The 12,210-nt window shown below is 60.9% G+C and carries 12 protein-coding genes; 8 read left to right on the forward strand and 4 right to left on the reverse strand.

What is annotated here, in order from left to right; all coding sequences use genetic code 11:
* Together AC1D2R_RS10650 and AC1D2R_RS10655 are read left to right on the forward strand one after the other, a co-directional pair.
* A partial coding sequence (locus tag AC1D2R_RS10650) for an electron transfer flavoprotein subunit alpha/FixB family protein (RefSeq protein WP_477967258.1) occupies positions 1-574 on the forward strand: 574 nt, incomplete at its 5' end.
* A gap of 149 nt (positions 575-723) precedes the next feature.
* Positions 724-1,605, forward strand: coding sequence for a 3-hydroxybutyryl-CoA dehydrogenase (locus AC1D2R_RS10655; RefSeq protein WP_037059298.1), 882 nt, complete (start codon positions 724-726; stop codon positions 1,603-1,605).
* A gap of 113 nt (positions 1,606-1,718) precedes the next feature.
* Here AC1D2R_RS10655 and tlpA read toward each other — a convergent pair whose 3' ends face one another.
* The gene (tlpA, locus tag AC1D2R_RS10660) at positions 1,719-2,381 is read right to left on the reverse strand and encodes a thiol:disulfide interchange protein TlpA (RefSeq protein ID WP_477967259.1); all 663 of its coding nucleotides are present in this window, start codon (positions 2,379-2,381) and stop codon (positions 1,719-1,721) included.
* Between the two features lie 41 nt (positions 2,382-2,422).
* On the opposite strand from tlpA, the gene argH reads away from it, so the two are divergent.
* The 6 genes from argH to AC1D2R_RS10690 all read left to right on the forward strand — a co-directional run bounded on the left by argH (position 2,423) and on the right by AC1D2R_RS10690 (position 10,279).
* Positions 2,423-3,826, forward strand: a complete 1,404-nt coding sequence (gene argH / locus AC1D2R_RS10665; protein WP_477967260.1) for an argininosuccinate lyase — start codon at positions 2,423-2,425, stop codon at positions 3,824-3,826.
* 134 nt (positions 3,827-3,960) lie between these two features.
* Complete coding sequence (gene lptM / locus AC1D2R_RS10670) at positions 3,961-4,155, forward strand: LPS translocon maturation chaperone LptM (RefSeq protein ID WP_477967261.1); 195 nt, start codon at positions 3,961-3,963, stop codon at positions 4,153-4,155.
* Positions 4,156-4,167: 12 nt separating this feature from the next.
* Positions 4,168-5,436 (forward strand): diaminopimelate decarboxylase, encoded by a 1,269-nt coding sequence (lysA, locus tag AC1D2R_RS10675; protein WP_477967262.1) that lies wholly within the window; start codon positions 4,168-4,170, stop codon positions 5,434-5,436.
* 171 nt (positions 5,437-5,607) lie between these two features.
* Entirely contained in the window at positions 5,608-8,253 is a 2,646-nt protein-coding gene (locus AC1D2R_RS10680; protein WP_477967263.1) for a TIGR02302 family protein, read from the forward strand.
* 543 nt (positions 8,254-8,796) lie between these two features.
* Positions 8,797-9,240 carry a hypothetical protein gene (locus tag AC1D2R_RS10685; protein WP_477967264.1) on the forward strand — a complete coding sequence of 148 codons (444 nt, stop codon included), beginning with the start codon at positions 8,797-8,799 and terminating at the stop codon, positions 9,238-9,240.
* A gap of 90 nt (positions 9,241-9,330) precedes the next feature.
* A protein-coding gene (locus tag AC1D2R_RS10690) for an IS630 family transposase (RefSeq protein WP_477967265.1) occupies positions 9,331-10,279 on the forward strand; the annotation gives its coding sequence in 2 pieces (ribosomal slippage) (positions 9,331-9,666 and positions 9,668-10,279; 948 coding nt in all).
* 52 nt (positions 10,280-10,331) lie between these two features.
* Here the strand turns inward: AC1D2R_RS10690 and AC1D2R_RS10695 are convergent.
* The 3 genes from AC1D2R_RS10695 to AC1D2R_RS10705 form a co-directional block, all read right to left on the reverse strand.
* Positions 10,332-10,691, reverse strand: coding sequence for a response regulator (locus tag AC1D2R_RS10695; protein WP_037059483.1), 360 nt, complete (start codon positions 10,689-10,691; stop codon positions 10,332-10,334).
* Positions 10,692-10,809: 118 nt separating this feature from the next.
* Positions 10,810-11,352 carry a hypoxanthine phosphoribosyltransferase gene (hpt, locus tag AC1D2R_RS10700; RefSeq protein ID WP_477967266.1) on the reverse strand — a complete coding sequence of 181 codons (543 nt, stop codon included), beginning with the start codon at positions 11,350-11,352 and terminating at the stop codon, positions 10,810-10,812.
* Between the two features lie 63 nt (positions 11,353-11,415).
* Positions 11,416-12,069, reverse strand: coding sequence for a hypothetical protein (locus AC1D2R_RS10705; RefSeq protein WP_477967267.1), 654 nt, complete (start codon positions 12,067-12,069; stop codon positions 11,416-11,418).
* Positions 12,070-12,210: the final 141 nt, after the last annotated feature.

Here is a 12,210-nt window from a genome sequence, read left to right on the forward strand (position 1 = left end):
GGCTGATACCTTCAAACGTCCGATCTATGCCGGCAACGCCATCCAGACGGTGCAGGCGACCGACGCCACACGAGTGATCACCGTGCGCACGGCATCCTTCGCCGCGACCTCCGAAGGTGGCTCCGCTCCGGTCGAGGCGATCTCGGCCGTTTCCGATCCTGCTTTGTCGACCTTCGTCGGGGATGCGCTGTCGGCTTCCGACCGTCCGGAGCTGACGTCGGCCAGGATCATCATCTCGGGTGGTCGCGCACTTGGTTCTGCCGAGAAGTTCAGGCAAGTCATCCTTCCTGTTGCCGACAAGCTCGGGGCCGCAGTCGGCGCCAGCCGCGCTGCCGTCGATGCCGGCTACGCGCCGAACGACTGGCAGGTCGGTCAGACGGGCAAGGTCGTCGCCCCGCAGCTCTACATCGCCTGCGGCATCTCGGGCGCCATCCAGCACCTCGCCGGCATGAAGGATTCGAAGGTTATCGTCGCCATCAACAAGGACGAAGATGCCCCGATCTTCCAGGTCGCAGACTACGGCCTCGTCGCCGATCTTTTCGAGGCGCTACCTGAACTGCAGAAGGCGTTGTGATTACGCAAATACCCATTTTTTCGCAGTTGCGAGAGACTGGAAAATTATCCTTTTAAGGTCTACTACTGCTGCCGGGCAATCCTTTGCCCGGCAGTTTTGTTAGAAGAATGCGGCAGGCGCGGGGGCGAGTGCCGAGTGGGGGTTTGGAGATGAGTGCGGTGTTGAAGACGATTGGCATTATCGGTGCGGGCCAGATGGGTTGCGGCATCGCGCAGGTTTCGGCGGGCGCGGGCTACAAGATCCAAATCTACGATCTGTCCCAGGATCGTATCGAGCATGGTCTCGCCACGATCAACGGCAATCTCGCCCGCCAGGTCACCAGCGGCAAGATGACGGACGAGGAGCGTTCCGCCACGCTTGCGCTGATTTCAGGCTCATCCGACGTCAACGATCTGGCCGCATCGGATCTCGTCATCGAAGCGGCGACCGAGGACGAAAGCGTCAAGCGGAAGATTTACAACCTTGTCTGTCCGGTCCTGAAGCCGGAAGCCATCCTCGCAACCAACACTTCGTCCCTTTCCATCACCCGCTTGGCATCGGCAACGGACCGCCCTGAGCGCTTCATGGGGATTCATTTCATGAACCCCGTGCCGGTCATGAAGCTGGTCGAGCTGGTGCGCGGCATAGCGACGGAAGAGAAGACCTTCTCGGCTGCCCGCGAATTCGTCGCCTCGCTGGAGAAGACCGTAACGGTCGCCGAGGACTTCCCGGCCTTCATCGTCAACCGCATCCTGCTGCCGATGATCAACGAAGCGATCTACACGCTCTACGAAGGCGTCGGCACGGTCGACGCGATCGACACCGCCATGAAACTCGGCGCCAATCACCCGATGGGTCCCCTGCAACTGGCCGACTTCATCGGCCTCGACACCTGCCTGTCAATCATGCAGGTGCTGCATGATGGTCTGGCCGATTCCAAGTATCGCCCCTGCCCGCTTCTCGTGAAGTACGTCGAAGCCGGCTGGCTCGGCCGCAAGTCGGGCCGCGGCTTCTACGACTATCGCGGCGAAGTGCCTGTCCCGACGCGGTAAGGTTTTTTGGGGGATGCATGGGCGACGGGTGAAGCAAGCAGCTCCCCATCATCCGCATGCGGGGGATGGGACAAGCAACGGCCGAACTCAACACCGCCACAGAACGAGCCGGATTAAGACCCCACCGCCCCCTTGATCAGCGCCTTGGCCTCTTCGCTGTCCCACGCGGCGGGGCCGTTCATCGCCGAGATCAGGCAACCCTTGCCGTCGATCAGAAGCGTAACCGGGAGGCCGAAGGCCAAGCCTTGCTTTTTCAGGCTGTTGAACACTTCGATCGTGTTGTCGCGATAAAGCTGCAGCGCATCGACGCCGGTCTCGGAAAGAAACGTCTTCGGCTTCTCGTTGTCGCCGGTGTCGATGTTGACGGGCACGACCTGGAACCTCTCGCCGCCCATCTCTTTCTGGAGCGCGTTCAGCGCGGGCATCTCCTCGCGGCAGGGCACGCACCACGTTGCCCAGAGATTGAAGAGCACCGTCTTGCCGGCGAAGGAGTCGAGCGTCATCGGCTTGCCGTCGGCGTCCTTGAAGGCGACCGTCGACAGTCTGCGCGGCTCGCTCGCGGCAACCATCGCGGCAACCTGCCCCTTCAGCAGCGGCGAAATTCTCGTGGCAACATCCTTCGTTGCTGCGCATTCGGCCGATGCCGTTTCCGCGTCGCCATTGCCATACCCGGCTTCCTTAATGTAAACCGCTGCCGCACCGGCAACGATGCCTGCGACGGCCGCAATCCCGATGAGCTTGAGGGATGGCAGGCGCAAGGGCGTTCTCGTCGTCATTTCATTCTCCGCGACATGCGTTCTTCAAGGTAGGCACCTTCATGGCCGAAAGCACCACGGACACCAAATCTTCCAACCAGATGTGGGGCGGGCGTTTCGCGTCCGGTCCAGATGCGATCATGGAGGAGATAAATGCCTCGATCGGTTTCGACAAGAAGCTGTTTGCGCAGGACATCCGCGGTTCGATTGCCCACGCCACCATGCTTGCCCACCAAGCCATCATTTCGGCAGAGGATAAGGACAAGATCGTTCACGGGCTAAACACGATCCTGTCAGAGATCGAGAGCGGCAATTTCGAATTCTCGCGCAAGCTCGAAGACATTCACATGAATATCGAGGCGCGACTTGCGACGTTGATCGGTCCGGCTGCCGGCCGCCTGCACACGGCCCGCTCCCGCAACGACCAGGTCGCGCTCGACTTCCGCCTCTGGGTGAAGGAAGAGCTGCAGAAGACCGAGCAGCTGCTGACGAACCTCATCGCGGCCTTCCTCGACCGTGCCGAAGAACACGCCGAAACCGTCATGCCCGGCTTCACGCACCTGCAGACGGCACAGCCCGTCACCTTCGGCCACCATTGCATGGCTTATGTCGAAATGTTCGGCCGCGATCGCTCCCGCGTGCGCCACGCCATCGAGCATCTCGACGAAAGCCCGATCGGTGCCGCGGCCCTTGCCGGCACAGGCTATCCGATAGACCGCCACATGACGGCAAAGGCGCTCGGATTCCGTGAGCCGACACGCAACTCGATCGACACCGTGTCTGACCGCGATTTCGCCATCGAATTCCTGTCGATCGCCGCGATCTCAGCCATGCATCTGTCGCGCCTTGCGGAAGAAATCGTCATCTGGTCGACGCCGCAGTTCGGCTTCGTGCGCCTGTCCGATGCCTTCTCCACCGGCTCGTCGATCATGCCTCAGAAGAAGAATCCCGATGCCGCCGAACTCGTCCGCGCCAAGACCGGCCGCATCAACGGTTCCCTGATCGCCCTGCTGACGATCATGAAGGGGCTGCCGCTCGCCTATTCCAAGGACATGCAGGAAGACAAGGAACAGGTCTTCGACGCCGCTGAGAGCCTGGAACTGGCGATATCGGCCATGACCGGCATGGTGCGCGATCTGACGGTCAACACCGCCCGCATGAAAGCCGCTGCCGGATCGGGCTATTCGACCGCGACCGACCTTGCCGACTGGCTGGTGCGCGAAGCCGGCCTGCCCTTCCGCGACGCGCACCACGTGACCGGCCGCGCGGTCGCCCTAGCCGAGAGCAAGGGCTGCGATCTCGCGGAGCTGCCGCTTGCCGATCTGCAGGCGATCAACGCGTCAATCACCGACAAGGTCTATGACGTGCTGACTGTCGAGGCTTCAGTCGCCAGCCGCAAGAGCTTCGGCGGCACGGCACCGTCCGAAGTTCGCAGGCAGATCGACTTCTGGCGCGTCCGCAACTGAAGCACTTCAGGCGAAGTGGATGCCTCTTCGCCGTTCGGAATGCGCGCCGCCAACTGAGCCCAACAATCAGGGTGCACAAGGTGGATAAACTTCGCTATGAAGATGTCCACCACTGCCGCTCCAAGAGGAATCCCATGCAGACCAGCTTGCCGCAGATCATCCGCCTGACGGTTGTTTTCGCCGTGATCGGCCTTGCCGTTGCCGGATGTGGACGCAAAGGCGACCTCGATCCGCCGAGCGTGCAGGCAACCAAGGGCGGAGACTCGTCCAAGCCGACGAAACAGCCCGGCACGGTAGACCGGTCCTTCCTCCTCGACCCACTTCTTTAGCAGGCCACGCCAGTGAACCATTTCGAGTATCGCGACGGCATCCTCTACGCCGAAAACGTTCCCGTTCCGGAAATTGCCAAGGCTGTCGGCACGCCCTTCTATTGCTATTCTACGGCAACGCTCGAGCGCCACTACCGGGTCTTCTCGCAAGCCTTCAGTGATATCGACTCCATGGTATGCTATGCCATGAAGGCAAACTCCAACCAGGCCGTGTTGAAGACACTCGGTAACCTCGGCGCCGGCATCGACGTCGTGTCCGAGGGCGAGTTGCGCCGCGCGCTTGCCGCCGGCATTCCGGCAAGCCGCATCATGTTCTCCGGCGTCGGCAAGACGCCGCGCGAGATGGATTTTGCTTTGGAAGCCGGCATCTACTGCTTCAACGTCGAATCCGAACCCGAGCTCGAAATTCTCAACCAGCGCGCCGTCAAGGCTGGCAAGAAGGCACCTGTCTCCTTCCGCATCAATCCTGACGTCGACGCCAAGACACATGCGAAGATCTCGACCGGCAAGAAAGAAAACAAGTTCGGCATTTCCTGGGAACGCGCCCGTGCCGTTTACGCCCGCGCAGCGACCCTGCCTGCCATCGAAGTGACCGGGATCGACATGCATATCGGCAGCCAGATCACGGAGCTGCAGCCTTTCGACGACGCCTTCAAACTGCTGCGCGAGCTGGTCAGCACGCTTCGCGCCGATGGCCACGACATCCATCATGTGGATATCGGTGGAGGCCTCGGCATTCCCTACAGGGAAGACAACAACCCGCCCCCGTTGCCCGACGCCTACGCTGTCATCGTCAAGAACCAGTTGCGCGAGCTGAACTGCAAGATCGTCATGGAGCCCGGCCGCCTCATCGTCGGCAATGCCGGCATCCTGGTGACCGAAGTGCTCTACGTGAAGGACGGCGGCGAGAAGACCTTCGTCATCGTTGACGGCGCCATGAACGATCTCATTCGCCCGACGCTTTACGAAGCCTATCACGAGATCCGCCCCGTCGTGATCTCTGCTGCCAATGCACCGCGTATCAAGGCCGATATCGTCGGCCCGGTGTGCGAGACAGGCGACTACCTTGCGCTCGACCGCGAAATGGCAATGCCGAAGTCTGGCGACCTGTTTGCCGTCAGCTCCGCCGGCGCCTACGGCGCAGTGCAGGCCGGCACCTACAACAGCCGTCTTCTCGTTCCGGAAGTGATCGTCAAGGGCAGCGATTTCCACGTGATTCGTCCGCGGGGCAGCTATGAGGAGCTGATCGCTCTCGACTCTGTTCCGGCCTGGCTGGGCTGACAGCCGCTCCGGTTCGACATCACTTTTTGGCGAATAGGCGTGAAAATCCGGCATCGCGGCCGGCTTGCCCTCGCCTTCGCCACAAAGAATGTTATCTTTTCCGGAGAGCGAGTTGCCCAGCAATCGCCGGAAGGCCCTCTGCCCCGTAAATGCCAGATCGCGGAGACCGGATTGAAGAAGAGCTCCAGCAGGGAGAAGAACGGTGCTTTTGCCTTGAGGCCACCCCTGGCGCGGCTGGTTGCGGCGAAGCGTTTTCTGGCGCGTCTCGTCCTGCTGTCGGAGCAGCTGCTGCCCCTGCTTCTGCCGATCCTGTCGCTGGTCGCTCTTTACCTCGCCGCGTCCTGGTTCGGTATCTTCCGCATGGCACCCGACTGGGTCCGCGTAACGCTGCTGATCCTCTTCGGCATTGCTTTTCTCACAGCGCTTCATCCGTTCCGAAGGCTGCACTGGCCGACCGCAGCTGCTGCCGATCGTCTTCTGGAAGACCGCAACGGCCTGCCACACCAACCGGTCACCGTCCAGGAGGACGAGCCGGCGTTCGACACGCCGTTCGCGCGGGCACTTTGGCGAGAACACCAGACGCGCATGGCAGAAAAGATTGCCACGCTCGACGCCGGTTTTCCCCAACCCGACATCGCAGCCCATGACCGTTGGGCGCTGCGCGCCATTCCCGCTTTGCTGATGGCGATTGCATTCGGCTATTCGCTGTCGACCAATGGCGGATCGATCGCCGACGCCCTGCAGTCGCGGCCGGAGCCGCAGGCCAGCGATCCCGCCGTGCGCATCGATGCCTGGGTGACGCCGCCAGCCTATACTGGCCGCGCGCCGGTCTATTTGACGGCGACCGGCACGGAACAGGCGCCGATCCGAATTCCGCAGATGTCGAACCTCACGGTTCGTGTCAGCGGAGGCAAAGCCGACGAAAAGGTCGTCTTCAAGAGGGACGACGGACGGACACTGGAGATCGCCGCTGCGGAGGCTTCAAAGACACAACCCGCGCCTGCCACGCAACAGCCGGGCGCCGCCGTTCCCTCATCCGCCAGCACTCACCTCATGAAGCTCGAAGAAAACGGGGCGCTGCTGGTAAACGGCCGAACTTGGACATTCGACGTCATCCCCGACACAGCGCCTGAGATCGCCTTCAATGGACTGCCGAAGCCGACCGTCAATGGGGCCCTGGAGATCGGCTTTACGATCAAGGACGACTACGGTGTGCAGGACGCCTTTGCACAGATCGTGCCTGTCGAAACCGATCCGGCCGCAACGCCGCTCTACCCGCTTCCGGACTATCGGCTCGACGTTCCACGCCGAAGCGCGCGCGATGCCAAGGGACTGACGAGTAAGAACCTCACCGAGCACCCGCTCGCCGGGAAGCGGGTTCGCATCACACTCGTCGCCAAGGATGCCGCCGGCCAGACGGGTCGCAGCCCGCCACATGAAATGACGCTCCCCAGCCGTCCGTTCAGCGAGCCGCTTGCAGCTGCCGTCGCCGAGGAGCGTCAAGTGTTCGCGCTTGATACCCGCAGGATGCCTGAGGCAATTGCACTCAATGAAGCGTTGACGATCCGTCCGGAAGAGACGATCCCGAAGCTCACCAATTACCTGCTGCTGCAATCCGCCCTGACGCGAATGAAACTCGCCAAGGGCGGGGACGCCCTGAAGGACACTGCGGACTACCTCTGGGATATCGCCGTGGGGATGGAGGACGGAGACCTGTCTCAGGCTGAGCGCAATCTGCGCACTGCCCAGCAGAACCTCGCCGACGCACTGCAACGCAATGCGCCGGACGCGGAAGTCAAGAAGCTCATGGATGAGCTGCGCAAGGCGATGCAGGACTACATGAAGGAGCTCGCCGAGCGCATGCAGAATGCGCCGATGCAGCCCAACCAGAACGCCCAGAATGTCCTTCGCCAGCAGGACCTGGAGCGGATGATGGACCAGATCGAGAATTTGGCGCGCTCCGGTAATCGCGACGCGGCTCAGCAGATGCTGTCAGAACTGCAGAGGATGATGAACAACCTGCAGGCGGGCAGGCCGCAGCAAGGGCAGCAAGGTAAAGACAACAGCGAGATGCGCCAGCAAATGGACAAGCTCGGCCAGATCCTGCGCGACCAGCAGAAGCTGATGGAGGAGACCTTCAAGCTGGATCAGCAGCTTAAGGACCGCATGCAGCGCGGCGACCCCAACATGGGGATGAACGACCCGCTGCTGGACGATATGCCGATGGACAACGACGGCATGCCCCAGGATCAGCAACAGGGCCAGCAAGACCAGCAGAATCAACAGGGCCAGTCGCCCTCGGACCAGATGACGGCGGACCAGCTGCGCGAAGCGCTGAAGCAGTTGCGTTCGCGGCAGGACACGCTCGGCAAGCAACTCGGCGAGCTGCAGAAGGGGCTCGGCGACATGGGCATGAAGCCCGGCCCGGGCTTCGGTCAGGCGCAGCGCGAGATGGACGGCGCCGGACGCGACCTCGGTCAGGGCCGTGGCGAACCCGCTATCCAGGGCCAGGGACGCGCCCTTGAAGCTCTTCGCCAGGGTGCACGCGATATGATGAGCCAGATGATGCAGGCGCAGCAAGGTCAGGGCCAGGGGCCGCAAGGCCAGGTCGGACAAGGCAACCAGAACGGCCGTGATCCGCTCGGTCGCCCCCGCCGTGCCGACGGGCCGGACTTCGGCGATCAGGTGAAGGTGCCCGACGAAATCGACGTACAACGCGCCCGCGAGATTCTGGACGCGATCCGGGAGAAGCTCGGCAACAATCCGCCGCAGGAGATGGAGCGGCGCTATCTTGAACGCCTGCTTGATGTCCCGTAATGCAGCAGAACGTCCGCCATGCCGCGAGCGCGGTCACAAAGACGTGAGAATCGCCAACCTCGTGTGTGCCGCGCGTATTTCTCCGTTGACGCGAGATCTCGCGTCGCTCGATGGAGTAATGGGTATTCCCATGTTAGCGGAATGGAAGCTGATTGCAGGTCTTGGCGCTTGGATTAGGTGCGGTCGTGGGCACGGCCGACAATGGACATCACCGGCTTTAGAACGACTCATAGCGGCGGCAAGGCCATGCCGCCGAAATCTACAGATCGACCTCGCGCCAAGCGCAGTCGTTCAGCAACGAGACGACGGGCAGCATCCCCAACGGCGCTCCGCAACGAATGCAGCCAACGGATTGCGCGGCGCCACCCACAGTGGCGCGAGCGAGCGAACGGCATGCCCGGACTATAGATAGGTTTCATCAACGCCACCGCCGTCTGCCCTGGAGGCGATGGCACTCTGTCACATTTCCCCACACAAACACTATTCCTGCATGTCCGAAGCCTCGTAGTGTCGGCGGAGCAGGCGACTAACGATAGCGATTCGATGGCAATTCTCTTCAAGACGGTAATCAGTGAAAATACGGCATTCGAGATGATCGAGAATGCGCTATCCAGCACCAACGACTACGACGGTTATCTGAATGTGGTGGCGGACGAAGGCGAGCAGACGCTCTCCTGGGCGCCCGACATGCATGCCGAACAGTTCCAGGCGGAAGTCACCGAAGTCCTGCGATCGACTTGGGACATTTGCCGCTTCTGGATCATCTACGAGCGGCGCGACGACCGGCAGGACGCCGAAGCGAATGAGATCCGCAACGCCGCGTTCAAACTCACGCGCGGCTATGCCGGTGTCATCGTGATCACCCTCAGCCTGCTCCACAAGCGCGGGGAGGCGCCCGATATCGAGCTGATCTTCGTCTGCTTCCAGCAGGACTTCCAGAGGCGGAATTTCCGGGTGCGCTACGAGGGAAAATTCATCCCCCATTAGAGCGTTTCCGCATTTTTTTGAATCGGGTCAGATTCCCGAATCGACATTGTTCTGATTCACTGATGCTGGCTGGATGGAGGCCAGCATCACATGACCGCACCGTTATCAAATGATCTTCGTGAGCGTGTTGTAGCGGCCGTTCTGAACGGCGAAAGTAGTCGTGCAGTTGCTGCGCGTTTCGAGGTCGCAGTCTCTTCAGTGGTGAAGTGGTCGCAGCGCTATCGCGCGACCGGTTCGGTTCGTCCCGGGAAGATGGGCGGCCATCGCAAACGCATTCTTGAGCCGCATCGTGGATTAATTGCCGAGCGGCTTGATCAGAACCCGCACCTGACGCTGCATGGGTTGAAGGCGGAATTGGCATCGCGGGGCATTGCTGTCTCSCACAACACGATTTGGGAATTCATCCGCAGCGAGGGACTACGCTTCAAAAAAAACGCTGTTCGCTCTTGAACAGGCTCGTGCCGATGTCGCCCGCAGACGAGAGCGATGGAAGACCTTGCAACGGCATCTCGATCCTGAACGCCTCGTCTTCATCGATGAGACCTGGATCAAGACTAATATGACACCCATCAGGGGTTGGGGACCAAAGGGCAGGCGTCTGCGGGCGTTTGCGCCGCACGGCCACTGGCGCACGCTGACATTCCTCGGTGCCCTGAGGAACGACCGGTTGGCAGCGCCTTGCGTCTTCGACGGGCCGATCAACGGCCAGTGCTTTCGCGCCTATATCGAACAGCAGTTGGTTCCTGTTCTCAAGCCAGGCGATATCGTCATAATGGACAATCTCGGCAGCCACAAATCGGCTGCCATCCGTCAAACRATCAAAGCCGCCGGTGCGCGGCTCTGGTTGCTGCCGCCCTTTTCACCGGACCTCAATCCGATCGAGCAGGCCTTCTCGAAGATCAAACACTGGATGCGGCACGCGCAACGGCGAACAATTGACGATACCTGGCGGCACATAGGCAGGCTGGTCGAAACAATCCAACCCGACGAGTGCGCCAACTATCTTACAAATGCCGGCTATGCTTCTGTCAAAAAGTGAAATGCTCTAGCAGGACGAGACCTGCCTGCAGCCCCGAGGGCTTTGTTGCGCCCTAAGCGGCCAGCGCTCGTGCCACCGCCTTGCGGATATCAGGCAGGGCAAAGGGCTTCGAGACGACGTCCACGATCTTTTCCGCCAGATCGTCTGCGCGCTCCCGCTGCTCGGCATAGCCGGTCATCAGCAAAATTTTCAGCGCCGGAAAGGCGGATTTCGCCTGATGGGCGAGTTCGATGCCATCCATGACAGGCATGCGGATATCGGAAAGCAGGAGGTCGTAGGCGCCATCTCTCAGCTTCTCCAGTCCCTCCGCACCATCGGCAGCTTCTTCGGTCTCATGACCGTCAAGACGCAAAGCGCGGGCTACGAAAGAGCGCAGGGAATCCTCGTCTTCCGTAATCAGAATTCTTGCCATGGTGTGCATTGCTCCGTTTCATGCCCTGCAACGGAAATCACACGACTTTCCTTTGCGATCGGTAAACGGCGGCAAGCGATAGACGGGATGGTTAACAACCCGTCTTGTCGCGGCATGGTCAGGCGTCGCCCGTGACGACGCCGACGAAGGGCAACTCGCGAAAGGCATAGGCAACATCCATGCCATAGCCGACGACGAAATAGTCAGGGCATTCGAAACCGACATAGTCGGCTTCGAGCTTTTCCTTGCGCTTGACACTCTTGTCGAGCAGCACGGCGATCGTGACATTGCGAGCACCGCGCTCGTAAAGCAGTTCCTTGGCAAACAGCAACGTCCGGCCGGACTCGAGAATATCGTCGATCAGCAGGACATCGCGGTCCTTCACGTCGCTGTCGATGTCCTTGACGATACGAACGCCTTGCGAAACCGTACCCGTCCCGTAGCTTGACAGGGTGATGAATTCGACCTCAGGGGCAAGGCCGCTGTCGTGCAGGGCGCGGATCAGGTCGGCCGCGAAAATGAAGGACCCCTTGAGGATCGCGATGACCAGGAGATCCTTAGTGGGCCCCTGCGCGATCTGCTTCGCGATGGAGTGATTGCGCTCGGCAATCTGCTCAGCAGTGAAGAGGGGCTCGATGTTCTTTCCGCGCACGACGGGCATTAACGCTTGCTCCATGGAAAACAAGCACAAGCCGTTACCACAAACGGCGCCGCGAAACACCCCTTACGGCAAGAAGGACAGCCGGACTTCCGGCATTTTTCCACCGGCATACTGCACCCTCGTCGAAAAACCGCGGCTTTGGCCGCCATAAATCGCATCCACCGACGGGTTGATGATGACGCTCGCGGTCAACTGTTCATCGACAAAGAGATCCGCGCGAATGGGGCGAACGAGCTGGGTCGTGCCGCTCACATTGTCAATGATGCCATTGATCAGCAAGACACGCATGCCATTCGCATCGCGTGGCGTGGCCGTGACATGGGTGAAATGAAGCGGCGAGCTGCGATCGACGGCATCAGGCCTCGCAAGGCCCGAGAAGCCCCCGGAGAGACCGAAGACCAGAATGCAGAATGCCAATACAAGCGCCGCAAAGCCCTTGGCGGATGCCCGCTGCAGCCAGGCCTCGCCGACGCGCGCAAGCGAAGACGCAAGCCTGACAGGAGGCGACGGCCTCGACACCGTGGCCAAGGTAGGCTTGAGATTGTCGTTGAAACCGAGGCCATGGGGTTCGTAAGGGCGACCGCTGCCGATCACCACGAATTCGGCGTCCGCAACATCTGCGGCTCGGCTCCGGCGAGATTCGCGTTTGGCGGGCTCGGGCGGCAGAAAATCGTAGGCCCGGCCGGGTGCCTGGCGTCTGAACGAGGAGGAGGTCATGATGACGGCCTTTCCGGTGTCCACATGGTTTCAGGCCGGGTGAAAAATCCGGCATTGAAACGAATCCTGCTCAGTCGTAAATTTTAATGGTTAATGCTTCGCAAAGATCGCCTTCAAACGGGCGCCTTTCCGACCAAATTT

Source organism: Rhizobium sp. P1_C7, from assembly GCF_056406295.1.

Bases quoted from the DNA above. Each gene is read 5' to 3' on its own strand.
- AC1D2R_RS10655 (WP_037059298.1), top strand. From the start codon at position 724: ATGAGTGCGGTGTTGAAGACGATTGGCATTATCGGTGCGGGCCAGATG.
- tlpA (WP_477967259.1), bottom strand. From the start codon at position 2,381: ATGACGACGAGAACGCCCTTGCGCCTGCCATCCCTCAAGCTCATCGGG.
- argH (WP_477967260.1), top strand. From the start codon at position 2,423: ATGGCCGAAAGCACCACGGACACCAAATCTTCCAACCAGATGTGGGGC.
- lptM (WP_477967261.1), top strand. From the start codon at position 3,961: ATGCAGACCAGCTTGCCGCAGATCATCCGCCTGACGGTTGTTTTCGCC.
- AC1D2R_RS10685 (WP_477967264.1), top strand. From the start codon at position 8,797: ATGGCAATTCTCTTCAAGACGGTAATCAGTGAAAATACGGCATTCGAG.
- AC1D2R_RS10695 (WP_037059483.1), bottom strand. From the start codon at position 10,691: ATGGCAAGAATTCTGATTACGGAAGACGAGGATTCCCTGCGCTCTTTC.
- hpt (WP_477967266.1), bottom strand. From the start codon at position 11,352: ATGCCCGTCGTGCGCGGAAAGAACATCGAGCCCCTCTTCACTGCTGAG.
- AC1D2R_RS10705 (WP_477967267.1), bottom strand. From the start codon at position 12,069: ATGACCTCCTCCTCGTTCAGACGCCAGGCACCCGGCCGGGCCTACGAT.